Source organism: Comamonas endophytica, from assembly GCF_023634805.2.
GTDB lineage: Bacteria > Pseudomonadota > Gammaproteobacteria > Burkholderiales > Burkholderiaceae_C > Comamonas > Comamonas endophytica.
In genome coordinates, this window is the sequence record NZ_CP106881.1 from 3,340,014 (window position 1) to 3,364,813 (window position 24,800).

General features: G+C 67.3%; 15 protein-coding genes and 1 tRNA gene. 8 read left to right on the top strand and 8 right to left on the bottom strand.

Features of this window, described 5'->3' with window-relative positions; all coding sequences use genetic code 11:
- Nucleotides 1–4: 4 nt before the first annotated feature.
- Nucleotides 5–877: a LysR family transcriptional regulator gene (locus M9799_RS15225; protein ID WP_250621346.1), complete on the bottom strand. Its 873-nt coding sequence runs from the start codon at nucleotides 875–877 to the stop codon at nucleotides 5–7.
- 92 nt (nucleotides 878–969) lie between these two features.
- Here M9799_RS15225 and M9799_RS15230 point away from each other — a divergent pair, with 92 nt between their 5' ends.
- Nucleotides 970–2,196: an alpha-hydroxy acid oxidase gene (locus M9799_RS15230; protein WP_231044721.1), complete on the top strand. Its 1,227-nt coding sequence runs from the start codon at nucleotides 970–972 to the stop codon at nucleotides 2,194–2,196.
- 57 nt (nucleotides 2,197–2,253) lie between these two features.
- On the opposite strand, the gene M9799_RS15235 is transcribed toward M9799_RS15230, so the two are convergent.
- The 3 genes from M9799_RS15235 to M9799_RS15245 are packed head-to-tail and all read right to left on the bottom strand — an operon-like array spanning nucleotide 2,254 to nucleotide 4,952.
- On the bottom strand, nucleotides 2,254–3,228 hold the full coding sequence (locus M9799_RS15235; protein WP_231044722.1) for a Bug family tripartite tricarboxylate transporter substrate binding protein: 975 nt from the start codon (nucleotides 3,226–3,228) through the stop codon (nucleotides 2,254–2,256).
- Between the two features lie 42 nt (nucleotides 3,229–3,270).
- Entirely contained in the window at nucleotides 3,271–3,963 is a 693-nt protein-coding gene (locus M9799_RS15240) for an RraA family protein (protein WP_231044723.1), read from the bottom strand.
- Complete coding sequence (locus M9799_RS15245; protein ID WP_231044724.1) at nucleotides 3,960–4,952, bottom strand: hydroxyacid dehydrogenase; 993 nt, start codon at nucleotides 4,950–4,952, stop codon at nucleotides 3,960–3,962. The genes M9799_RS15240 and M9799_RS15245 overlap by 4 nt, the downstream gene beginning before the upstream one ends.
- 111 nt (nucleotides 4,953–5,063) lie before the next feature.
- Between M9799_RS15245 and M9799_RS15250 the strand changes: the two genes are divergently transcribed.
- On the top strand, nucleotides 5,064–5,981 hold the full coding sequence (locus M9799_RS15250; RefSeq protein ID WP_231044725.1) for a LysR family transcriptional regulator: 918 nt from the start codon (nucleotides 5,064–5,066) through the stop codon (nucleotides 5,979–5,981).
- Between the two features lie 11 nt (nucleotides 5,982–5,992).
- Here M9799_RS15250 and M9799_RS15255 read toward each other — a convergent pair whose 3' ends face one another.
- Nucleotides 5,993–6,490: a flavodoxin family protein gene (locus M9799_RS15255; RefSeq protein WP_231044726.1), complete on the bottom strand. Its 498-nt coding sequence runs from the start codon at nucleotides 6,488–6,490 to the stop codon at nucleotides 5,993–5,995.
- Between the two features lie 105 nt (nucleotides 6,491–6,595).
- On the opposite strand from M9799_RS15255, the gene M9799_RS15260 reads away from it, so the two are divergent.
- From M9799_RS15260 to cysC, 6 genes are all read left to right on the top strand, one after another.
- Complete coding sequence (locus M9799_RS15260) at nucleotides 6,596–8,167, top strand: FAD-binding oxidoreductase (protein ID WP_231044727.1); 1,572 nt, start codon at nucleotides 6,596–6,598, stop codon at nucleotides 8,165–8,167.
- 60 nt (nucleotides 8,168–8,227) lie between these two features.
- Entirely contained in the window at nucleotides 8,228–8,467 is a 240-nt protein-coding gene (locus M9799_RS15265; protein WP_263725520.1) for a hypothetical protein, read from the top strand.
- A 133-nt stretch (nucleotides 8,468–8,600) separates the two neighbouring features.
- Nucleotides 8,601–10,286, top strand: coding sequence for a ShlB/FhaC/HecB family hemolysin secretion/activation protein (locus M9799_RS15270; RefSeq protein ID WP_231044729.1), 1,686 nt, complete (start codon nucleotides 8,601–8,603; stop codon nucleotides 10,284–10,286).
- A 63-nt stretch (nucleotides 10,287–10,349) separates the two neighbouring features.
- Entirely contained in the window at nucleotides 10,350–20,864 is a 10,515-nt protein-coding gene (locus M9799_RS15275; RefSeq protein WP_263725521.1) for a YDG domain-containing protein, read from the top strand.
- Between the two features lie 10 nt (nucleotides 20,865–20,874).
- A complete protein-coding gene (locus M9799_RS15280) occupies nucleotides 20,875–21,720 on the top strand; it encodes a sulfotransferase family protein (RefSeq protein ID WP_231042180.1) in 846 nt (281 codons plus the stop codon).
- A 2-nt stretch (nucleotides 21,721–21,722) separates the two neighbouring features.
- Nucleotides 21,723–22,343 (top strand): adenylyl-sulfate kinase, encoded by a 621-nt coding sequence (gene cysC, locus M9799_RS15285; RefSeq protein ID WP_231042181.1) that lies wholly within the window; start codon nucleotides 21,723–21,725, stop codon nucleotides 22,341–22,343.
- A 39-nt stretch (nucleotides 22,344–22,382) separates the two neighbouring features.
- On the opposite strand, the gene M9799_RS15290 is transcribed toward cysC, so the two are convergent.
- The 3 genes from M9799_RS15290 to M9799_RS15300 all read right to left on the bottom strand — a co-directional run bounded on the left by M9799_RS15290 (nucleotide 22,383) and on the right by M9799_RS15300 (nucleotide 24,705).
- On the bottom strand, nucleotides 22,383–23,414 hold the full coding sequence (locus M9799_RS15290) for a porin (protein ID WP_231042182.1): 1,032 nt from the start codon (nucleotides 23,412–23,414) through the stop codon (nucleotides 22,383–22,385).
- A gap of 196 nt (nucleotides 23,415–23,610) precedes the next feature.
- Nucleotides 23,611–23,686: transfer RNA gene (locus M9799_RS15295), tRNA-Thr, on the bottom strand.
- Between the two features lie 11 nt (nucleotides 23,687–23,697).
- Nucleotides 23,698–24,705, bottom strand: coding sequence for a class 1 fructose-bisphosphatase (locus tag M9799_RS15300; RefSeq protein ID WP_231042183.1), 1,008 nt, complete (start codon nucleotides 24,703–24,705; stop codon nucleotides 23,698–23,700).
- Nucleotides 24,706–24,800: the final 95 nt, after the last annotated feature.

Sequence of the window (24,800 nt, forward strand, 5' to 3'; positions counted from 1 at the left end):
TCGTTCAGGGCAGGGCCGCTGCGGCAACGAAGGCCTGCTCCACGGCATCGAGGCTGCGCATGCCGGCATCGGCCAGGCGCCGCACCATGCAGATCTGGCGCACCGGGGCGCCGCGCCCCAGCGGCAGCTCGCGCACGCCATAGGCATCGCGCAGCTGGTAGCGGATGCGCGGCAGCACCGATACCCCCAGGCCGGCCGCCACCATGGCGATGATGGCATCGATGCCCGGCACGTCGAGCAATGGCTGGCGCTGCGGCACCAGTTGGTTGACGAAGCGCGCCGCCATCTGGCCTGCGACCACCGAACGGTCCAGCCGTATCCAGGGCGAATGGCTGAGGATCTGCCGCGTGGTGCCGGGCGCCATGGCGGCAGGCACCACCAGCACGAATTCCTCGCGCAGCAGGGGCGTCCACAGCAGTCGGCTGGATCCGCCCGAGACCGGCCGCACGACGATGGCGGCATCGACGCGTCCGGCCTTGAGGCTGGTCAACAGGTCGGGTGTGGTGCCGCGGTCGATCTGCAGCGCAATGCCGGGCGCGTGGCGCTGCAACTGAGCAAAGGCCTGGGGCAGCAGGGTGGTCATGGCCGACTCGGTGATGCCCAGCCGCACATTGCCCGCGGGCGGCGCATCCGTGGCGTGGCGCATGGATTCCAGCTCGGCCAGATTGCGGTTCACCACGGCCGCCAACGCGATGGCAAAGGGCGTGGGCCGCGCATTGCGCGCCGAGCGGTCGAACAGCGGTTGGCCGAAATACTGTTCCAGCTGCTTCATCTGCAGGCTCACGGCGCTGGGCGTCAGGTTCACCTGCTCGGCGGCCTGGGCAAAGCTGCCGTGCTGCACGACCGCGGAGAGGGTCGCAAGCCATTGCATTTTCATGAGTTTTACTTTTGTATCGAACGACGAAACATCGAACATCCATGCGGCATTGTCTCCTAGCATCAAGGCACTTCCAACCCGCATACCCATCCATGACCGCCACTTTCCGCGTAGAGGATTACGCCGCGCCCAGCTCCTCGTCCCCCGCCAGCGCCGGCGTGCCCGCATTGCCGCGCCGCCTGCGCGGCATCCTGTCGCTCGATGATTTCGAATACGCCGCACGCGACTTCCTGCCCAAGCCGATCTTTGCCTATGTCTCCGGCGGTTGCGAAACCAACCGCTCGCTGCAGGCCAACCGCAGCGCCTTTGCCGACCATGCCTGGCAACCGCGCATGCTCACCGATACCTCGCGCCGCACGCTGGACACCACGCTGCTCGGTGAGACCTATGCCGCGCCCTTTGGCATCGCGCCCATGGGCATCAGCGCGCTGTCCGCCTACCGCGGCGACCTGGTGCAGGCGCAGGCGGCGGCCGCCGCCAACATTCCCATGATCCTCAGCGGTACCTCGCTGATTCCCATGGAGGAGGTCGTGCAGGCCAACCCCCGGGCCTGGTTCCAGGCCTATGTGCCAGGCGAGCCGGAGCGCATTCTTTTGCTGCTCGAGCGCGTGGAGCGCGCCGGTTTCGGCACGCTGGTGGTGACCGTCGATACGCCGGTGTCAGGCAACCGTGAGAACAACCTGCGCGCGGGATTTTCCACGCCGCTGCGCCCGAGCCTGCGCCTGGCATGGGAGGGAATCACCCACCCGGGCTGGCTGTGCGGCACCGCCTTGCGCACGCTGCTCAGGCACGGCATGCCGCATTTCGAGAACTCCCAGGCCAAGCGCGGCGCGCCCATTCTGTCATCGACCGTGACGCGCGACTTTGGCGCCCGCGACCATCTGAGCTGGGAGCATTTCGATCTGATACGCCGGCGCTGGAAGGGCCGGCTGGTGATCAAGGGCATCCTGCACAAGGACGACGCCATCCAAGCCCGCGATCACGGCGCCGACGGCATCATCCTCTCCAACCATGGCGGCCGCCAGCTCGATGGCGTGGTCTCGCCGCTGCGCGTGCTGCCGGGCATCGTGCAGGCGCTGGGCCCCGACTATCCGGTGATGATCGACAGCGGTTTCCGCCGCGGCAACGATGTGCTGCTGGCGCTGGCGCTGGGCGCGAAATTCGTGTTCGTGGGCCGGCCCTTCAACTACGCGGGCGCGGTGGCGGGCGCGGCCGGCGTGCGCCATGCCATTGCCATCCTGGGCTCGGAAGTCCTGCGCAACATGGCGCTGATCGGCGTTACCAGCCCGGCCGACCTGGGCCGCGAGCATCTCGCCTGAAGAAAAAACGCCGGCATCCAGTGGATACCGGCGCGTGGCGCCCCGAGCGCCAAGCCCTCACTCCAGCTTGATGCCAGCCTCGCGGATCAGGCTGCCCCATTTCGCATGTTCGGCCTTGATGAACGCGCCAAACTGCTGCGGCGTGCCGGTGACGGGAATATTGCCTTCGGAGGCCAGCTTGTCCTGCACGTCCTTGCGCGCCACCATGGCGACGACTTCCTTGTTGATGCGCGCCACGATGTCCGCGGGCATGCCGGCCGGCCCGACCAGCCCCAGCCAGGTGCTGGCGTCGAAGCCGGCAAAGCCCTGCTCGGCCACCGTCGGCACATCGCCCATCGCCGGCAGGCGCTGCGCGGAGCTCACGGCCAGCGCGCGCACCCGGCCCGCCGTCATCTGCGACATGACCGACACGCTGTTGCCGAAATACAGCTGCACCTGCCCGCCCAGCAGCTCGTTCATGGCCGGGCCCGCGCCCTTGTAGGGCACCTGCAGCACCTCGATGCCGGCGCGCCGCGCCAGCATCTCGCCGGCGAGATGGCCCACGGTGCCGTTGCCCGCATGGGCGATGCTGAGGCCGCCGGGCTTGGCCTTGGCGGCCTTGATGAAGTCGGCCAGCGTGCGAAAGGGCGAATCGGCGCGCACCACCAGCACCACCGGCTGCACCGCGATCTCGACGATGGGCGTGAAGTCCTTCAGGGGATCGAAGGGCATCTTGCTGTAGAGCGCCGGATTGATCGACAAATTCGAGGCTTGGCCCATGCCGATGGTGTAGCCGTCGGCCGGCGCCTTGGCCACCATGTCCAGGCCGATATTGCCGGCCGCGCCGGGGCGGTTCTCGACCACCACGGTCCATTGGTTGAGCACCGTCAGTTTCTCGGCGACCAGGCGCGAGTTGGCATCGGTGCCGCCGCCGGGAGGGAAGGGCACGATCAGCCGTATCGGCTTGGCGGGCCATTTGCCCTGCGCCCAGGTACCGGTGGCGGCAGTGGCCGCAAGGGCGGCACCGGATTGAAGAAAGTGACGTCGTTGCATGGTTTGTCTCCTGTTGTTGTGTTGTTTCTTCGAGGGCGCGGCCTAGATGGGCAAGCCCTTTTCGCGCAGCACCGCGTCGAAGCGCTCGGGGTCCGAGGTACCGCTGCGGTTGGCCTCGCGGATCTTTTCTTCCTTGACCAGATGCGCGCGGGTCTTGGCCAGCACCTCGGCAGCCTGATCGGCCGGCACGGCAATGACGCCATCGGCGTCGCCCACGATGAGGTCGCCGGGCATCACCACCAGGCCGGCGCAGGAGATCGGCACATTCACCTCGCCTGGGCCGTCCTTGCTCGGGCCGCGGTGCGTGTGGCCCTTGGCAAAGATCGGCATGCCGTCCTCGGCCCATTCGCACAGGTCGCGGATGGCGCCATCGATGACCAGGCCGCCCAGCCGCTTCGCCACGCAGGTAGTGCGCATCAGGCCGCCGACCAGCGCCTGGGAGACATCGCCTGCGCCGTCGATCACCAGCACGTCGCCCGGCTCGACCATCATCAGCGCCTTGTGGATCATCAGGTTGTCGCCGGGGCGCACGCGCACCGTGACGGCCGGGCCGCACAGCACGGTCTCGAGCCGGCGGTGGTACTGGCGCAGGCCCACAGTGCCGACGTTGCGGCTCATCGAGTCGCCGATGGCCGCCACGGGCATGTCTCTGAAAGCCGCGACGGTGTCGGCATCAGGGCCGGCGGCGCGCGGATTGATGCGATAGCCGGCGGGCCACGCGGTGTTGTTGCTCATGCAATGCTCCGGTTGTTTCGAATAAGCACCTGCGGGTTCACGCAGGAAGAGGGATCAGGGGCCCGGCCGCTCAGAAAGCCCAGCACGTTGTGCGCCGCGCCCGTGGCCATGCCTTCGAGCGCAGCGGCGGTGGAACCTCCGACATGGGGAGTGAGAACGACATTGGGCAAAGCGGCCAGCGCGCTGCCGGCGGGCAGGGGCTCGACGGCCATGGTGTCCAGCCCCGCGGCAAACAGGGCGCCGGAGCGCAGCGCTTCGACCAGCGCCGGCTCGTCGACCACTTCGCCGCGTGCCGTGTTGACGAGGATCGCGCCGCGCGGCAGCCGCGCCAGGCGCTGCGCATCGAACAGGCCGCGGGTATGGGCGTTGAGCGGAATGTGCAGGCTCAGCACATCGGCCAGCGGCAGCAGCGCATCGAGCGAGTCATGCAGCACCACGCCCTCGACGGGAGAGGGCCCGCTCAGTGCCGGATCAAACGCATGCACTTCCATGCCCAGCGCCAGCGCAACCTTGGCCACGCGCTGGCCGACCTGTCCAAATCCCACCAGCCCCAGGCGCCGGCCGCCGAGCTGCAGGCCGTCCTGCGCGCGCGTCCAGCGGCCGGCGCGCAGTTCGCCGTCGAGCCATGCCACCTTGCGCGCCGTGGCCAGCATCAGCCCCAGTGTCAACTCGGCCACCGACTGGGCATTCGCGCCGGGGGTCACATACACCGGAATGCCGGCCGCAGTGGCCGCGGCCACATCGATATTCGGCACGCCCACGCCATGCTTGGAAATGACCTTGAGGCTGGGGCAGGAGCGGATGGCCGCGGCAGACAGTTCAACGGTGCGCGAGATGACGGCATCGATGGCCTCGCTGGCCATCACGCCCTCGACTTCTGCGGCGCTGCTGCCATCGCGCATGAACAGCACGCGGCAGCCCGCGTCCTCCAGGATGCGCAGGCCCGCCGGGGCCAGCTTCGGGGCGGTGACGAAAATCGTGAATGCCATGTTCTCTCGTTGTGGATCTCTTGGAACGGGGATTTTGCGCACCCGCATTCATTCGGTCCATTCGATAATGTTCATTCATTCATTTCTTTTGGTGATCGATCGAGGCCTGCCATGGACCTGCATCTGCGCGATCTGCGCTATTTCGAGACCGCAGCCGAACTGGGTCACTTCGGCCAGGCTGCCGACCAGCTCGCGCGCAGCCAGCCGGCGCTCACCAAGTGCATCCAGCGGCTGGAGGAGGCGTTCGGCAGCCCGCTGTTCGTGCGCGAGGGGCGCGGTGTCAGGCTCACGCCCGTGGGCGAGATGCTGCTGGGGCGCGCGCGCCTGCTGCGCAACAACGCCGAGGAGCTGGTGCGCCAGGTCAACGAATTCGCGCAGGGCCAGGCGGGCCACGTGCGCGTGGGCAGCGGCCCTGTGGCGGCTGACCACCTGCTGCCGCAGCTGTGCGCGCTGGCGATGGAGGGCGGGCACAAGACCACCATCGGCATCGTCGTCGGCCCGAGCTGGGAGCTGCGCGAACAGCTGCGCGAGGGCCGTATCGACCTGCTGATCGGTCTCACCATCGATGGCGATCCGAACACGGTCTCCTATCCGATCGTGGAAGATGTGGTGGTCGTTGCCGCCAGCCGCACGCACCCGGTGTTCCGGGAGCCGCGCATCACGATGCAGACGCTGCTGGGCTACGCATGGGCCTTGCCCGCGCCCAACATTCCAAGCCGCGCATGGCTGGACATGGCTTTCTCCACCAAGGGCCTGGCCACGCCCGGCGTGCAGATCGAGGCCAGCTCGATCGCGCTGCTGCCGCGCATGATCGCGCGCACCCATCTGCTGAGCTTTGTCTCGCGGCATACGCTGGAGCTGCAGGGCGGTGGCGATCTGCGCGAAGTGCGGCTCAAGGCCACGACACTGCGGCGCAAGCTGGGTGTGACGGTGCGCGCCAGCGGCGAGCTGTCGCCCGCTGCCCGGCGCATCGTGGAGCTGCTGCGCAGCAGGGGCCGGGAAATTGCGGCGCACCACGCCGCCGACTGATCAGTATTGCGTCAGAAGATCCCCATCGCCAGCCCCTCGGCCAGCGCTTCGCCCAGCGCCCGGCATTGCTCCAGATCTGCCGCCGCGATCCGCTTGGGCGCCAGAATCGCTTCGGGCGTCTGCGCATGGGTGCAGACGATCAGCGGCTCGGCCACGGCCTTGAGCCGCCAGCCGGTGGCAATGCGCGCGATCTGCCGCGCGGCGTTGCTGCCGTCGCTGCCCGCGCAGACTAGGCTGGCATAGGGCCGGCCGTCGATGCGCCCGAGCGCCCCGTAATAGCTGCGGTCGAAGAAATCCTTGAGCTGGCCGCTGATGGCGGCGAGGTTCTCGGGCGTGGCGAAGACATACCCATCGGCCGCCAGCACGTCGTCGGCGCCTGCCGCGCTGGCATGCAGCAGCCGCACTTCGACGCTGCCTTGCGCTGCCGCGCCGTCATGCGCGGCCAGCGCCATCTGGCGCGTGCCATCGGTGAGGGAGTGATGGACGATCAGCAAGGACTTGCGGGACATGGGGACCAAGCATAGCGCCTGCGGGAAAGCACAGATTGAAACCCGTTAAATGCAGTAAGACTATTGAATGGTAAATTCATATAGTTAATTCAGATGAAAAATCTGTTGTCACTGCAGCTGTATCAGCTGTTCCGCCACCGCTTCATCCCCGGCGCTGCCGCCCTCCAGCACTACGGCGCCGACACCGGCGGCGCGCAGCGCGCGCTGTACGGGGCCGTCAGGATCTCGCAGCCACAGGAGGTCGCTGCCCTCATCGGCCTCGCGCGCTGCCATGGCCTGGCGCTCTGGCCCATCTGCGGCGGGCGGAATTTCGGCTACGGGACCGCGCTGCCTGTGCGAGATGGTGCGCTCATCGTCGATCTGTCCGGGCTGAAGGGGATGCAATTCCACGCCGAATCGCATACCGTCACCGTGGAAGCCGGGGTCACGCAAGGCGATCTCCAGCACTTCCTTGCATCGAACAGGCTGCCCTACCTGGTGCCGACGACCGGCGCCGGGCCGCATGGCAGCCTCATCGGCAATGCGCTCGATGGCGGCTACGGCATGACGCCGGTGCCGGACCATTTCGACGGCCTGAGCCACTTCCAGGGCTATTGGGGCAACGGCAGCCCCATGTCCGATCCGCTGGCGGAACTGGCAAGCCCCGACATGGCGCGCCGCTGGCCTGCGGGAATCGGCATGAACCCGCGCAGCCTGCTGCGCCAGGGCAACCTGGGCATCGTCACGGCCGCCACGCTGCAACTGGCGCCCAGGCAGCCGCATGCGCGCCTCATCGCCATTCGATGGGACTCCGAGCAGGCCTTCGAGAAAGGCATGGAGACGCTGGCCGGACTCCAGGAAGTCATCCCCGCGATGACCTCCGTCTATTCGGTCAACAAGGAGCGCCTGCAGGCGACGAATGGACAGCTCGCACTGCGCGACCCATCCATGCAGTGCGCAGCGCGCCACGAGGCCCAGCCCGCGCGCCAGGAATTCATCAGCATGGCGACCATCTTCGGGCCGCGGCACGCCACGGCCGGCGCTTGCAAGGACATCCGGCGCCAGCTCGAGGGCGCCCGGTTGCTGTGCCTGTCGAGAGGGCAGCTGGCACTGCTGGGCCGGCTTTGCGGCATGCTGCCTGCCGGCTTGCTGTCGCGCTCGGAGCGCCTGGCGCGCCTGCACCGCAATGCGCGCTCGCTGGCCTCTGCCCTTGCGCTGCTCGACGGCACGCCGTCCCATGAGTTCCTGAAGCTCGCGTACGCCGCCCGCCAGCCCGCGCCGCAGGTCCATGCCGGCAGCGACCCGGCAAAGGATGGCCAGGGCATCCTGTGGTTCGCACCGCTCATTCCGCTGACGCCATCCGGCGTGCGCGGCGGCATGGCGCTCATCCGGGGCATCCTGGTCAGGCATGGATTCGACGCGCTGCTGGCATTGACCATACGCAATCCGCGCGCGGGCATTGCCACCATCCCGCTCATCTTTCCAAAGACGCAGGAAAACGCACGCCGCGCGCACGCCTGCTACCAGGAACTGGTGACTGCCTGCACGCAGGCCGGCATGCCGCCGTACCGGCTGAACATCGAATCGATGGCGACGCTCGCGGGCCTGCGCGTGGCGGGGGAGCACCCGCGGCTGCACGCCTGCCTGAAGGCCGCGCTGGATCCAGACGACATCATCGCGCCGGGCCGTTACGGCTGAAGAAGCGGGCAGGGGCCGGACTGCAGCGCCAGCGGCTTTTCGGGTGCGCCGCGCGGGCACATGGCACTTCTGGCGCCAGTGCCGGGGCGTCGGGTGCTGCGGGTGCTGCGGGTGCTGCGGGTGCTGCGGGTGCTGCGGGTGCTGCGGGTGCTGCGGGTGCTGCGGGTGCTGCGGGTGCTGCGGGTGCTGCGGGTGCTGCGGGTGCTGCGGGTGCTGCGGGTGCTGCGGGTGCTGCGGGTGCTGCGGGTGCTGCGGGTGCTGCGGGTGCGCTGGCGCCAGCCCACCTCAATTTTTATTTAAGTCAAGCTTCGTAACATTTTGTTGATTTTGGTTCCATGTTTTTTTGTAACAAAGACCTGCATTTGTTGTCATGAGAGTGGTTCGTTAAATAACTTGAAGATACATTTCGAGCAACCTGCTCACATTTTTTCCGATGTTGTCCTACTCCCGCAATCTCAGTGTCTTGACCTGCTCGCTTGTCGGGCTGGCCGCTCCCATCGCCCATTCCCAGCAGTTGCCCGACGCGGGCACCCAGCTGCGGCAGATCGCTCCGGTGCCTCAGCCGCTGCGTCCGGCACCCGAGCTCCGTATCCAGTCTCCCGATGCCCAGGCGCCGGTTGGCGCCGAGGGCGGCGCGCGCATCGTGGTCTCTTCGGTTCAGATCGAAGGCGTCAATGCGTTCACGGCCAGCGAATTGCTGGCGCAGGCGGGTTTCGTGCCTGGATCCGAGCTCGACCTGTCGCAACTGCGCTCGCTGGCGGCGCGCATCACCGACTTCTACCGCAGCGCGGGCTACTTCGTCGCGCGCGCCTACCTGCCGGCGCAGGAGGTGCGTGACGGCCAGGTGACGATCTCGGTGGTGGAAGGCACTTACGGCAAGGTCGAGCCGCGCAACCAGTCGCGGCTGTCGCCGTCGGTGGCCCGCGGCCTGATGGGCGAGGTGGCGGCGGGCGAGACGGTGCGCAGCGCGCCGCTGGAAAGCAGCCTGCTGCTGCTGTCGGACCTTCCCGGCGTGGCGGTGCGCTCGACCCTGGCACCGGGCGTGGCCGTGGGCACTTCCGATCTGTTTGTCGACATCGTGCCTGGCGCGGCATTCAGCGGCAGCATCGATGCCGACAACCAGGGCAACCGCTACACCGGCCGCGAGCGGGTGGGCGCGATCCTGAACCTCAACAACCCGGCCGGCCTGGGCGACGTCGCCAGCCTGCGCCTGCTCACGGCGGGCGACGGCCTCAAGTACGCGCGCGCTTCCTACCAGGTGCAGGCCGGGCGCGGCAAGCTCGGCCTGGCCTATGCCCATCTCGATTACCGCCTGGGCAAGGAGTTCGCCAGCCTGCGGGCGCATGGTACGGCGAAGGTGGCGAGCGTGTTCGGCAGCTACCCGCTGCTGCGCAGCCGCAATGCCAGCCATTACCTGCAGTGGAGCTTCGACGACAAGCGCTTCGACGACCGCGTGGACTCCACCGGCGTGCAGAACGACAAGAAAAGCCGCCTGCTCACCGTCAATCTCAATGGCGACCAACGGGCGCTGTTTGGCGGCGAGTCGCTGAGCACCTACCAGCTGTCCCTGGGCCTGGGCCGCTTCGACCCGCAAAGCGCGCCGCTGCGCGCGGCCGACGCCGCCAGCGCGCGCACCGAGGGCAGCTTCTCCAAGCTGGGCTTCAGCCTGGGCCACCTGCAGGCCGTGGCGCCAAACACCTATCTTTCGGTGGCGCTGGGCGGGCAGTTCGCCTCGAAGAACCTCGATGCCTCCGAGAAGATGGCGCTGGGCGGCTCGTCCGCGGTGCGTGCCTATCCCGAAGGCGAGACCCAAGCCGACGAGGCCTATGTGCTCACCATCGAGGCGCGCCACAACCTGGGGCAACTGGCCGCCGCCGTGCCCGGGCAGCTGCAGCTGGTGGGCTTTGTCGATACCGGCGCCGCCCGCATCAGCAAGAACCCCTGGACCAGCGCCGACAACCGCCGCACGCTCAGCGGCGGCGGGATCGGCGTGAACTGGGTCGTGGACCGCAGCTTCGTCGTCAAGGCGTTCTACGCCCACACCATCGGCAGCGCGCAGGCCACGTCCGCGCCGCCGGCCAGCAGCCGCTTCTGGCTCCAGGGCGTCAAGTACTTCTGACCCCCGCAACGCACGCCTCTTCGGCCGCCCTGGCGGCCGCTTCCCTTTTTCCGATCGCCCGCCATGAATCACATCTACCGCTCCCTCTGGAATGAAAAGCTCGGCACCTATGTCGCCGTCGCCGAGACCGCAGTCAGCGCCGGCAAGAAGGTCTCATCGAGCCGCAGCGGCGCCGCGCATTTCGCGGTGACGGCGCTGGCGGCCGCGCTGTGCCTGGGCTGGGGCGGGGCGGCGCTGGCGAATCCGGTGGGCGGCGTGGTCACCGCCGGTTCGGCCGCCATCTCTTCCGCGCCCGGCAGCACCACCATCACGCAGGGCAGCCAGAACGCGGCCATCAACTGGCAGAGCTTCAATATCGGCGCCGGCGAGTCCGTGCGCTTCGTGCAGCCCAATGCCAACGCGGTGGCGCTCAATCGGGTCGTCGGCGGCGATCCTTCGAGCATCCTGGGCAGCCTGTCGGCCAACGGCAAGGTGTTCCTGGTCAACCCGAACGGCATCCTGTTCGGCCGCGGCGCATCGGTGAATGTCGGCGGCCTGGTGGCCTCGACGCTGAACATCACGGACAGCGACTTCATGGCCGGGCGCTATCGCTTCGCGGGCAGCGGCACGGCGGGCGTGAACAACCAGGGCCGCATCGATGCACCAGGCGGCTATGTGGCGCTGCTGGGCGCGAACGTGAGCAACACCGGCGTGATCGCCGCGCGCATGGGCAGCGTGGCGCTGGCGGCGGGCCAGGCGGTGACGCTGGATGTGGCGGGCGACGGCCTGCTCAATCTAAGCGTGGACCAGGGCGCGGTCAAGGGGCTGATCGACAACGGCGGACTGATCCAGGCCGATGGCGGCCAGGTGCTGATGACGGCGCAGGCGGCGGGCAATCTGCTGGACACCGTGGTCAACAACACCGGCGTGGTGCAGGCGCAGAGCATCGACAAGCGCGGCGGCACCATCAAGCTGCTGGGCGACATGCAGTCGGGCACCGTGAACGTCGGCGGCACCCTGGATGCCAGCGCGCCGCAGGGCGGCAACGGCGGCTTCATCGAAACCTCGGCGGCCAAGGTCAGGGACCAGGGCGCGCTGGTGACCACCGCCGCGCCGCACGGCATCACGGGCAGCTGGCTGATCGACCCGACCAATTACAACATCGCGGCGTCGGGCGGCGACATCACCGGCACCGATCTGGGCAACCGGCTCAAGACCACCAACGTGGTCATCGAAACGGTGGCCGCCGGCTCCGACGCCGGCAACATCACCGTCAACGACAACGTCTCCTGGGCCGCCAACAAGCTGACGCTGAAAGCGCACAACGACATCGTCATCAACCAGGCCATGCGCGGCTCCGGCAGCGCCAGCCTGGCGCTGCAGTACGGCCAGGCCAGCGCGGCCGGCACCGGCAGCGGCTACAAGGTCAACGCCGAGGTCGACCTGCCCAGCGGCATGAACTTCAGCACCCAGCAGGGAAGCACCGGCGCGGTGGTCAACTACCGGGTCATCAATGCCCTGGGCGCGCCGGGCAGCCAGACCGGAGCCGACCTCCAGGGCATCGATGGCAATCTGTCGGGCAACTATGTGCTGGGCAGCAATATCGATGCGCGGGCTACGGTCGGCTGGAACGGCGGGGCGGGGTGGAAGTCCATCGGCGCCGATGACCGGCCCTTCACGGGCCGCTTCGACGGCCTGGGGCATGAGATCCATGGACTGACCATCAACCGTAGCAGCGCGGGTGGCGCCGGCTACGGCGGGCCTGCCGGCGATTTCGGCATGTTCACACGCATCGGCAGCAGCGGCCAAGTGCGCAATCTAGGCCTGGTGAACATGTCGTTGAGCACGGGTGCGGCCATTTACGGCTACGGCAGCTCGGGAGGACTGGCGGGCGTCAACGAGGGCTCCATCGACAATGTCCGGGTCAGCGGCAGTTTCACGGCTTTCGACTACGGCAGGGTGGGGGGGCTGGTGGGTTACAACCTCGGCACCATCGACAACAGCCACAGCAGCGGTATGCTTACCGCCGAGGTGCGCACTCCTGGCCGCGATGGTTTCGTCTACGGTGCCGGCATCGCCGTCTACAACGGAACACAGTTTGGCGGCGCGACTCCGGCCTCCATCCGCAACAGCTCCAGCAGCATGAAGATCACGGCCAGCGCCGTGGGCGCCGGCCTCGTGGGGCAGAATTCGGGCGGCATCAGCAACAGCTTTGCCACCGGGGACGTCAGCGGCGGCCACCTCGCCGCTGGATTGGTCGCCTACAACGGCGGCACCGGCTCGATCGACAACAGCCACGCCACCGGCAATGTGGTGGGGGCCTACAACATGGCTGGCGGCCTGGTGGCCGACAACAGCGGCGGCTCGATCGACAACAGCTATTTCAGCGGCAACGTGAGCGGCGGCAGCCAGTACATCGGTGGCATCGCCGGTTACAGCTTCGGCGCCATCAGGAACAGCTATGTCACTGGCAATGTATCCGGAGCCGCCTACGCGGGTGGCATTGCCGGATACAGCACCACCGGCGGCAGGCTGGAGAACGTCTACAGCAGCGGTACGGTCCGCTCTTCGATGGCTGGCGGCGCAGGGGGTGTCGTGGGCACACTCAACAACAGCGTTGTCAGGAACACCTACTACAACTCGACGCTCAACCCAGGGATAAGCGCCTTTGCCCGCACGGACAACACCCCGAGCAACGGCGCCGGCGGCCCTCCCATGGGAGCCGGCCTGACCACGGCCCAGATGAAGCAGGCCTCGAGTTTTGCCGGTTTCAATTTCACCAATACCGGCGGTCTGGCCGGCAACAACTGGGTCATGGTGAACGCCGATGGCACGCTGGCGGCCAATGGCGGCACCGCGGCCGCGGGCACCATGCCCATGCTGGCGTCCGAATACAGCAAGACCATCCACTCCGCCCACCAGCTGCAGCTGATGGTCATGGACAAGAGCGCCAGCTATACCCTGGGTTCCAGCTTCAGCGCCGCAGGCACGGCCAGCACGGCCAAGGACATCTGGGGCAGTACCGGCTTCATTCCGGTGGGCAGCCTGATGAACGGCTTCACCGGCAAGCTCGATGGCACGGGGCACATCGTCTCCAACCTGAACATCTACCGGGCCGGCGCGACGGCCGTCGGCCTGTTCGGCGGGCTGGGCAATGGCGGCGCCGTTGCCAACATCGGCCTGGACGGCGGCAGCATCACCGGCGGCTCGACCACCGGCGCCCTGGTGGGCTACAACGCCCGCGGCACGGTTTCCAACAGCTTCAGCACCGCGGCGGTGAACGGCACTTCCAATGTGGGCGGGCTGGTGGGCGCCAATACCATCGCAGCGTCGGTCACCGACAGCTATGCGACCGGTACGGTGATCGGCTCCAGCGGCGTGGGAGGCCTGGTCGGCAGCAACAGCGGCACGGTGGTCAATTCCTATGCGGCGGGGATGGTGATGGGCAATCCTGGCCAGAGCGGCGGCCTGGTCGGCGTGGGCAACGTGGGCAGCGTCAACAACAGTTTCTGGAACATGTCGACCAGCGGCCAGCCCACCAGCGGCGCGGTCGATGGCAACCGCGGCATCGGCCTCGCGACGGCGGAACTGAACAAGCTCGCCAACTACAACAGCGCCACCGTTGCCAATGGCGCGGTCAATCCGAACTGGGACCTGACCAAGACATGGGTCGTGTATGACGGCCAATCCGCGCCGCTCCTGCGCGCCTTCATGAAGCCGCTGGTGGTCACCGTGGGATCCGGCACCAAGGTCTATGACGGCACCGCCTCGGGCGGCACCAATACCGTCTCCTACTCCAACGTGATCAACGGCGACGTGGCCGGCACGCTGCAGTACAGCACCGCAGGCGGCGTCAATGTCGGTACCTATGCGGCGTCGGCTAGCGGCCTGCATGCGCTGGGCGGGCAGACCGGCTACGCGATCAGCTACGTCGATGGCAGTATGACCGTGACGCAGCGCCAGGTCAGTCTCAACGCCACCAAGGTCTACGACGGCACGACGACGGCCAACCTGGCGGGCGCGACGCTCACGGGCCTGGTCGGCAATGAAACGCTGAACTTCTCCGGCGGCACCGCAGGCGATTACAGCGACAAGAACGTCGGCGCCGGCAAGGCCATCACAGTGACCGGTGTCACGCTGGCCGACGGCACGGGCGGCGGGCTGGCAAGCAACTATGTGTTCGCCGGGGGCACTGGCGAGATCACCGCCAAGGCGCTGACGGTGACCGGTGTGGCCGCCACTACCAAGACCTATGACGGCACCACCAGCGCCACGCTCACGGGCGGCACGCTCGCGGGCCTGGTTGCCGGCGAAACCCTGGGCCTGTCGGGCCTGAGCGGGACGTTCAACGACCAGCACGCTGGCAGCGGCAAGGCCGTGACCGTCACGGGCGTCGGCCTGGTCGACGGCACCGGCCTGGCGCGCAATTACACGGTCGGCAACCCCACCGGCGTCGTCGGCACCATCACGCCCAAGGCATTGACGGTCAGTGGCGTTTCGGCCAATAGCAAGACCTATGACGGCAACACCACCGCCACGCTGGCGGGCGGCACGCTCAATGGTTTGGTTGCCGGAGAGACACTGTTCCTGGGGGGGCTGAGCGCTGCGTTCAGCGATGCCAACGCGGGCTTTGGCAAGGCGGTGGTCGTGACCGGCGCTTCCCTGATCAACGGCACGGGCCGGTCGAGCAATTACACGGTGAGCGGCCCGGTGGGCCTGACGGCCAATATCAATCCCAAGATTCTGACCATCACCGGAGCGACGGCCCACAGCAAGACCTATGACGGCACGACGGCGGCAACGTTGTCGGGCGGCACGCTGCAGGGCCTGGTGGCCGGTGAAACGCTGACCCTGGCGGGCTTGAGCGGCAGGTTCGGCAATGCCAACGCAGGCGTCGGCAAGCTGGTGGACCTGTCGAGCTACGTACTGGTCAACGGCACGGGCCTGGCCAGCAACTACATCGTGAACTCCTATGTACCGGGCCTGGTGGCCAACATCAACGCCAAGGCCTTGACGGTCAGCGGCGTGACGGCGGCCAGCAAGACCTATGACGGCACCGACACGGCGATCCTCTCGGGCGGCACGCTCAACGGCCTGGTGGGCACGGAGACGCTGGTGCTGTCGGGCCAGTCCGGTGCCTTCGGCGACAAGAATGCCGGAGTCGGCAAGGCCGTGACGGTGACGGGCGCGACGCTCTCCAACGGCACGAACGGCGGCCTGGCCAGCAACTACACCGTGACGAACGCCACGGGCGTGACGGCCAATATCGACGCCAAGGCCCTGACGGTCAGCGGCGTGACGGCGGCCAGCAAGACCTATGACGGCAACGACGTCGCCACGCTGTCGGGCGGGACCCTGAATGGCCTGGTGGGCAGCGAAACACTGGGGCTTTCCGGCCAGACCGGCACCTTCAGCGACAAGAATGCCGGCTCCGGCAAGTCCGTCACGGTCACGGGCGCCACCCTGTCCAACGGCACGAATGGTGGCTTGGCCAGCAACTACACCGTGACGAACGCCACGGGCGTGACTGCCGATATCAACGCCAAGGCCCTGACGGTCAGCGGCATGACGGCGGCCAGCAAGACCTATGACGGCACGGATGCGGCGACTTTGTCGGGCGGCACGCTCGAGGGCCTGGTGGGCGGCGAAACGCTGGTGCTGTCGGGACAATCCGGCACGTTCGGCGACCGCAACGCCGGCAGTGGCAAGGCGGTGACCGTGACGGGCGCGACGCTGGGCAACGGCACGGGCCTGGCCAGCAATTACACGGTCGCCAACCCCACGGGCCTGACCGCCGATATCAACGCCAAGGCCCTGACCGTCAGCGGTGTGACGGCTGCCAGCAAGACCTATGACGGCACCACGACCGCCACGTTGTCGGGCGGCACGCTCGAAGGCCTGGTGGGTGCGGAGACGCTCGTGTTGTCCGGACAATCGGGCACCTTCGACGACAAGAACGCCGGCACCGGCAAGGCAGTGACGGTGACGGGCTCTACGCTGTCCAACGGCACGAACGGCGGCCTTGCCAGCAACTACACCGTGAGCAATCCCACCGGGGTCACCGGCAGCATCACGCCCAAGGCGCTCACGGTGAGCGGTGTCAGGGCGGACAACAAGGTCTACGACGGCAATGCCGCGGCAACCCTCAGCGGCGGCACGCTCGCCGGCATGGTCGCCGGGGAGACGCTGGGCCTGTCGGGCCTGAGCGGGACCTTCGACAACCGGAACGCCGGCAGCGGCAAGGCCGTCACCGTGACGGGCGCCAGCCTGATCGACGGCAGTGGCCTGGCCAGCAACTACACGGTAGGCAGCCCGGTCGGCATCACCGCGGATATCACCGCCAAGGCGTTGACAGTCGGCGGTGTCACGGTTGCAGACAAGAGCTATGACGGCACGACGGCGGCCAGCCTGTCGGGCGGCACGCTCGTTGGCCTGGTGGACAACGAGACGTTGACCCTGTCGGGCCAGACGGGTACCTTCGGCGACAAGAATGCCGGGACCGGCAAGGCCGTCACGGTAACCGGCGCGACGCTGGGCGATGGCACGGGGCTAGCCAGCAACTACACCGTGAGCAATCCCACCGGCGTCACCGGCAACATCACGCCCAAGGCGCTCACGGTGAGCGGGGTCCGGGCAGACAACAAGTTCTACGACGGCAATGCCACTGCGGCCCTCAGCGGCGGCACGCTCGCCGGCATGGTCGCTGGCGAAACGCTGGGTATGTCGGGCCTGAGCGGGACCTTCGACGACCGGAACGCCGGCACCGGCAAGGCTGTCACCGTCACGGGCGCCAGCCTGATCGACGGCACTGGCCTGGCCAGCAACTACACGGTAGCCAGCCCCGTCGGCATCACCGCGGATATCACCGCCAAGGCGCTGACGGTCAGCGGCGTCACAGCGGCAGACAAGACCTATGACGGCACGACGGCGGCAAGCCTGTCTGGCGGCACCCTCGTTGGCCTGGTGGGCAACGAGACCCTGACCCTGTCGGGCCAGACGGGCGCCTTCAGCGACCAGAACGTCGGGGCCGGCAAGGCCGTCACCGTAACCGGCGCCACGCTGGGCAATGGAACGGGCCTGGCCAGCAATTACACCGTCAGCAATGCCACGGGCGTGACTGCCGATATCACAGCCAAGGCATTGACGGTGACCGGAGTGACGGCCGCCAACAAGACCTATGACGGCACGACGGTGGCAACGCTGTCGGGCGGCACCCTCGACGGTTTGGTCGGCAACGAAACGCTGACCCTGTCGGGCCAGACCGGTGCCTTCAGCGACCAGAACGCCGGTGCAGGCAAAACCGTCACGGTGACCGGCGCCGCGCTGGGCAATGGAACGGGCTTGGCCAGCAATTACACCGTCAGCAATGCCACGGGCGTAACTGCGGACATCACCGCCAAGGCCTTGACAGTGACCGGCGTGACCGCCGCCAACAAGACCTACGACGGCACGACGGTGGCAACGCTGTCGGGCGGCACGCTGACCGGCCTGGTCGGCAATGAGACGCTGACCCTTTCTGGCCAGACCGGTGCCTTCAGCGACCAGAACGCCGGTGCAGGCAAAACCGTCACCGTGACCGGTGCCACGCTGGGCAATGGAACGGGCTTGGCCAGCAATTACACCGTCAGCAATGCCACGGGCGTAACTGCGGACATCACCGCCAAGGCCTTGACAGTGACCGGCGTGACCGCCGCCAACAAGACCTACGACGGCACGACGGTGGCAACGCTGTCGGGCGGCACGCTGACCGGCCTGGTCGGCAACGAAACGCTGACCCTGTCGGGCCAGACCGGTGCCTTCAGCGACCAGAATGTGGGAACCGGCAAGGCCGTAATGGTGACCGGCGCCACGCTGGGCAATGGCACGGGCCTCGCCAGCAACTACACGGTCAGCAACGCCACAGGCGTGACTGCGGACATCACCGCCAAGGCCTTGACGGTGACCGGCGTGACGGCCGCCAACAAGACCTATGACGGCACCACGGCGGCAACGCTGTCGGGCGGCACGCTCGACGGTTTGGTCGGCAACGAAACGCTGACCCTGTCGGGCCAGACCGGTGCCTTCAGCGACCAGAACGCCGGTGCAGGCAAAACCGTCACCGTGACCGGTGCCACGCTGGGCAATGGAACGGGCTTGGCCAGCAATTACACCGTCAGCAATGCCACGGGCGTAACTGCGGACATCACCGCCAAGGCCTTGACAGTGACCGGCGTGACCGCCGCCAACAAGACCTACGACGGCACGACGGTGGCAACGCTGTCGGGCGGCACGCTGACCGGCCTGGTCGGCAATGAGACGCTGACCCTTTCTGGCCAGACCGGTGCCTTCAGCGACCAGAACGCCGGTGCAGGCAAAACCGTCACCGTGACCGGTGCCACGCTGGGCAATGGAACGGGCTTGGCCAGCAATTACACCGTCAGCAATGCCACGGGCGTAGCGGCCGATATTACGGCCAAGGCCTTGACGGTGACTGGAGTGACCGCCGCCAACAAGACCTATGACGGCACGACGGTGGCAACGCTATCGGGCGGCACGCTGACCGGCCTGGTCGGCAACGAAACGCTGACCCTGTCGGGCCAGACCGGTGCCTTCAGCGACCAGAATGTGGGAACCGGCAAGGCCGTAATGGTGACCGGCGCCACGCTGGGCAATGGCACGGGCCTCGCCAGCAACTACACGGTCAGCAACGCCACAGGCGTGACTGCGGACATCACCGCCAAGGCCTTGACGGTGACCGGCGTGACGGCCGCCAACAAGACCTATGACGGCACCACGGCGGCAACGCTGTCGGGCGGCACGCTCGAAGGCCTGGTGGGCAACGAGACGCTGACCCTGGGCGGCCAGACGGGTGCCTTCGGCGACCAGAACGCAGGAACCGGTAAGGCCGTTATCGTGACCGGCGCCACGCTGGGCAACGGCACGGGCTTGGCCAGCAATTACACGGTGAGCAATGCCACGGGTGTGACAGCCGATATCACGGCCAAGGCCTTGACGGTGACCGGCGTGACCGCCGCCAACAAGACCTACGACGGCACGAAGGTGGCAACGCTGTCGGGCGGCACGCTGACCGGCCTGGTCGGCAACGAAACGCTGACCCTGTCGGGCCAGACCGGTGCCTTCAGCGACCAGAACGCCGGTGCAGGCAAGACCGTCACCGTGACCGGCGCCACGCTGGGCAATGGTACGGGCTTGGCCAGCAACTACACGGTCATCAACGCTACGGGCGTGACTGCCGATATCTCCGCCAAAGCCTTGACGGTGACCGGCGTGACCGCCGCCAACAAGACCTACGACGGCACCACGGTGGCAACGCTGTCGGGCGGCACGCTGAATGGTTTGGTCGGCAATGAAACGTTGACCCTGAGCGGCCAGACCGGTGCCTTCAGCGACCAGAACGTGGGAACCGGCAAGGCCGTGGCAGTGACCGGCGCCACGCTGGGCAATGGCACGGGCTTGGCCAGCAATTACACCGTCAGCAATGCCACGGGCGTGACTGCCGATATCACAGCCAAGGCCTTGACGGTGACCGGAGTGACGGCCGCCAACAAGACCTATGACGGCACGACGGTGGCAACGCTGTCGGGCGGCACGCTGACCGGCCTGGTCGGCAACGAAACGCTGACCCTGTCGGGCCAGACGGGCGCCTTCAGCGACCAGAACGCCGGTGCAGGCAAGACCGTCACCGTGACCGGTGCCACGCTGGGCAATGGAACGGGCCTGGCCAGTAATTACACCGTGAGCAACGCGACGGGCGTGACTGCCGATATCACAGCCAAGGCATTGACGGTGACCGGAGTGACGGCCGCCAACAAGACCTATGACGGCACGACGGTGGCAACGCTGTCGGGCGGCACGCTGACCGGCCTGGTCGGCAACGAAACGCTGACCCTGTCGGGCCTGACCGGTGCCTTCAGCGACCAGAACGCAGGAACCGGCAAGGCCGTGACGGTGACCGGCGCCACGCTGGGCAATGGCACGGGCCTGGCCAGCAACTACACCGTGAGCAACGCCACGGGCGTCACGGCCGACATCACGCCTAAAGTCTTGACCGTCACCGGCATGACCGCTCTGGACAAGACTGCCGACGGCAACGCCGTCGCCTCGCTGGCCGGCGGCGCGCTGAGCGGCCTGGTGGGCGCGGAAACATTGGGCTTTGCCGGGCAGACCGGACGTTTCGACAACGCTGACGCCGGCACGGCCAAACCCGTGACCGTCAGCGGCCTGACCCTGCTGGATGGCACGGGCCTGGCCAGCAACTACCGCGTGGAAAACCCCACGGGGCTTTCGGCCAGCATCATTGCGGCCGAAACACGGCCGGCTTCCGCCGCCAGCGATGCGATTGCCGCGGCCCAGTCCGTCGCGGCGCCGGTATCGCTGGGCGGCAACGTCGTGGCGCCCCAGATGGTGCTGGCACAGCAGCCCGCCACGCCCGATGGTGGTGCGCGGTCCGAGTCCGGCGGCACCGGCCCGGCCGTGCGCAACGACGTCGGCGTGCTGCCTTCGGCATTGCAGGGCATGGCGCTCGACGTGGTGGGCAGCGGCGTGAACCTGTCTGTTCTGCAGGCTCCTGCCGGTGGTGGCGCGCAGGAACAACGGTAAGAGGAAAGTCATGTCTTTCAACTTCGTCGGCATCACCGGTCTGCCGCGCGCCGGCTCCACCTTGCTGGGCCAGTTGCTGGCCCAGCATCCCGAAGTGCATTGCGAGGGCAACAGCTCGCCGCTGTGCTCCACGCTGCAGGGAATCCGGCGCCAGATCAGCCATGAGCCGTTTTTCCTGTCGCAGCTCGACGGCGGCTTCGACACCGCCTATGGGCACCTCGAGTCGGCCATGCAGGGCTTCCTGCGCGGCTGGTACCGGGATGTCGGCAAGCCGGTGGTGGTGGACAAGAGCCGGGCCTGGCTGAACTCCGTCGAAACGCTGCTGGCACTGGCACCCGAGGCGAAGCTCATCGTCTGCCTGCGCGAACTGGGGCAGGTCTATGGCTCGGTCGAGGCAAGGCACCAGAAAACGCCGCTGCTGGACTTCGTCGACCAGTTGGCCGATCTCGACCGCTTCGGCCGCGCCGACGCGCTGTTCGCCAAGGAGCGCACGATCGGCGCGCCGCTGGCGGCGCTGCAGGCCATCGACGATCTGCCGCTGGAGGTGCGCCAGCGCCTGTACTTCCTGCGTTTCGAGGATCTGATGGCCAACCCCGCGGCCTGCATGTCGCACCTGTTCGCCTGGCTCGGCATCGCGCCCTTTGCCATCGATCCGGAGAACCTGCCCATAGGCGCGCCGGAAAGCGACAGCCATTACCGCATGAAATACATGCACCGCCAGTCGGCGCGCATCTCCACGCCGCGCCCGCATGAGATCCCGGCGCGCATCCAGGCGCGCATCGAGCTGGCCTGCGCCTGGTACTACGAGCGCTATTACCCGGGTTTCACCGCCGCCGCGCCATCGGCGCATCAATGAATATGGCCGGCAGTTCCGGGCCATCCCCCAACGTCGTCTGGCAGCCCGGCCTGCTCGATGAAGCCACGCGCCAGCGGCGCAACGGCCACCGCGGCGCCGTGGTCTGGCTGACCGGCTTGCCCGGTTCGGGCAAGTCCACGCTGGCTTTTTCGGCCGAGTTGCAGCTGCATGCGCAGGGATTCCAGACCGCGGTGCTCGACGGCGACAACCTGCGCCACGGCCTGTGCGCCGACCTGGGTTTCTCGCTCGAGGACCGGCGCGAGAACATGCGCCGCGTGGGCGAAGTCGCCCGCCTCTTTGCCGCGCAGGGCAGCGTGGTCCTTGTGGCCCTGGTCTCGCCGCTGCGCGCCGCGCGCGACCTGATGCGGGCACGCATGCCTGCCGGTGGCTTCATCGAAGTGCATTGCGACTGCCCGCTGACAGTGTGCCGGCAGCGCGATCCCAAGGGCCTCTACGCCAAGGCTGCGCAAGGACTGATCTCGGATTTCACTGGAGTGAGCTCGCCCTACGAGGTGCCGCTGGCGCCGGAGCTGGTGCTGCATACGGCGCAGGAAGGGCATGAAGCTTCGGCGCAGCGGCTTGCGCTGTTTTTGCTGGAGCGCCTGCGCCAAGGCGCGCAGTAGCGCTGTCTTCCCATGCGGGCGGCAAACGCCCGCGGACGTTCAGAAATTGTGGCGTAGCCCGATCTCGTAACCCGTGACCTTCCTGCCGGCATTGGGCGTGCGGCTCAGCGAGGAGTCGAGCGCGCGTGCGGCCAGGGCGTCGTTGCGCATGTGCGCCACGGTGGTGTAGACCTCCGTGCGCTTGGACAGCTGGTAGCCATAGCCCAAGGCCAGGCGCTGCGAGTCCGCATCGCCGCGATTCTTGTCCTCGAACATGGAGTAGGCCGCGCGCAGCTCGCCCTGGCCCAGCGCCATCTTCAGGCCCACGCTGTACAGATCCACGCGGCTGCCGTCACCGCGCTCCGAGGCCACCAGCAGCATGGGGGTGAAGGCGCCAAGCTTATAGGACGCGCCGATATTGAAATTCCTGTAGTTCACGCCCGCCGCGGCCGTGCCGCCGCGCACGCTGCCGTAGGCGGCGCCCACGTCCAGCGCGCCCGCGGCATAGCCCAGGCGCACGGCGGTGCTGCTCGACAGGCGGCTGTCGTCCGCCTGCTCGCCGAAGCTGTGGGTCAGTTGGCCGTACACGCCATCCATCTTCGGCAGCAGGTAGCTCACGCTGTTGGACACCCGCTTGGGGTTCGAGCCATCGGGCGTGCCGGCGGCGGAGTCGTCGATCAGGTTGTGGCCGTTGACGGCGCCCAGGCCGGCGTCGGCAAACGGGTGGAAATGCTCCATGTTCAGGAAAGTCGGCGTCTTGTCGCGGCCCAGGCGCAACTCGCCGAAGGCGCCGCTCAGGCTGAGGGTCGAACGGCGGTCGAAGCCGAAACCCTCGGCATTGCCGTCATCGGGGTCCAAGCCGCCTTCGAGCCAGAAACCGGCCTTCAGGCCCGCGCCCAGATCCTCCTCGCCCCGGAAACCCAGGCGGCTGCTGGCGCTGCCGCCACTGGCCAGGCCGGAGACGCTCTTGCCGGCCGTGGAGACATGGCCCACGGAGACGTCCGCCACGCCGAAGAGGGTCACGCTGGAGCTTTGGGCCATGGCGCCGGCTGCGGCCGTGAGGGCGGCGAAGGCGAGGAATTGTCGTTTCATGCTGTTCACTGTGTGGATGGAATAAGTGCCTGCACCGGGACTTCGCCAAATGTGAGTCGCTTTCCGTGCGGGACGCAAGCCATGAGAGATGATGGGCGTGAACAATAGTTCCAAGGCGCAGGAAATAGATCCTTGGCTGGCTCGGCAACGGCAAAAGGAAAAAGCCCCTGATCCTTGCGAATCAGGGGCTTTCATTTGGTGCCGGAGAGATGAATCGAACACCCGACCTTCTCATTACGAATGAGCTGCTCTACCGACTGAGCTACACCGGCTGAAGCTCAAATTATATACCAGAATGGTAGCTGGTCACGCGATCGACTTCATTTTTCGAGCCGAGGATCACGCTCACGCGTTCGTGCAGCTGCGTGGGCTTGATGTCCAGGATGCGCTGCTTGCCGTTGGTGGCCGCGCCGCCGGCCTGCTCGATCAGCCAGCTCATGGGGTTGGCTTCGTACAGCAGGCGCAGCTTGCCGGGCTTGTTGGGCTCGCGCTGGTCCCAGGGGTACATGAAGATGCCGCCGCGCATCAGGATGCGGTGCACGTCGGCGACCATCGAGGCGATCCAGCGCATGTTGAAGTTCTTGCCGCGCGGGCCTTCCTCGCCGGCCAGGCATTCGTCGACGTAGCGCTTCACCGGGGCGTCCCAGTGGCGCATGTTCGACATGTTGATGGCGAATTCCTTGGTGTCCTCGGGAATGCGGATGTTCTCGCGCACCAGCACGAAGGAGCCCTGCTCGCGGTCGAGCGTGAACATGGCCACGCCGTCGCCCACGGTGAGCACCAGGGTGGTCTGCGGGCCGTAGATGCAATAGCCGGCCGCGACCTGTTCCGAGCCGCACTGCAGGAAGTCATCGTCATGCACGCCGGGGTGGCCTTCGGGCTTCTTGAGCACGCTGAAGATGGTGCCGATCGAGACGTTGACGTCGATGTTCGAGGAGCCGTCCAGCGGATCGAAGGTCAGCAGGTATTCGCCTTGCGGGTAGCGGTTGGGCACCACGTAGATGCCTTCCATTTCCTCGGAGGCCATGGCCGCCAGGTGGCCGCCCCATTCGTTGGCTTCGATCAGCACCTCGTTGGCGATGATGTCGAGCTTCTTCTGCACCTCTCCCTGCACGTTCTCGGAACCGGCCGAGCCCATGACATCGCCGAGCTCGCCCTTGTTGACGGCGAAGCTGATGCGCTTGCAGGCGCGGGCGACGACTTCCAGCAGCAGGCGCAGCTGGGGCGGGATGCGGCCGTCGACGCGTTGCTGCTCGACGAGATAGCGGGTGAAACTGGGGCGTTTGCTCATGGCGGGAATCCGTTGATATGAAAAAAGGGGAGGGCAGGCGCCGCAAAAAACCCGGGTGCAGGCATTGAAGCCTGCGCCCGGGTGGCGTCTGCGGA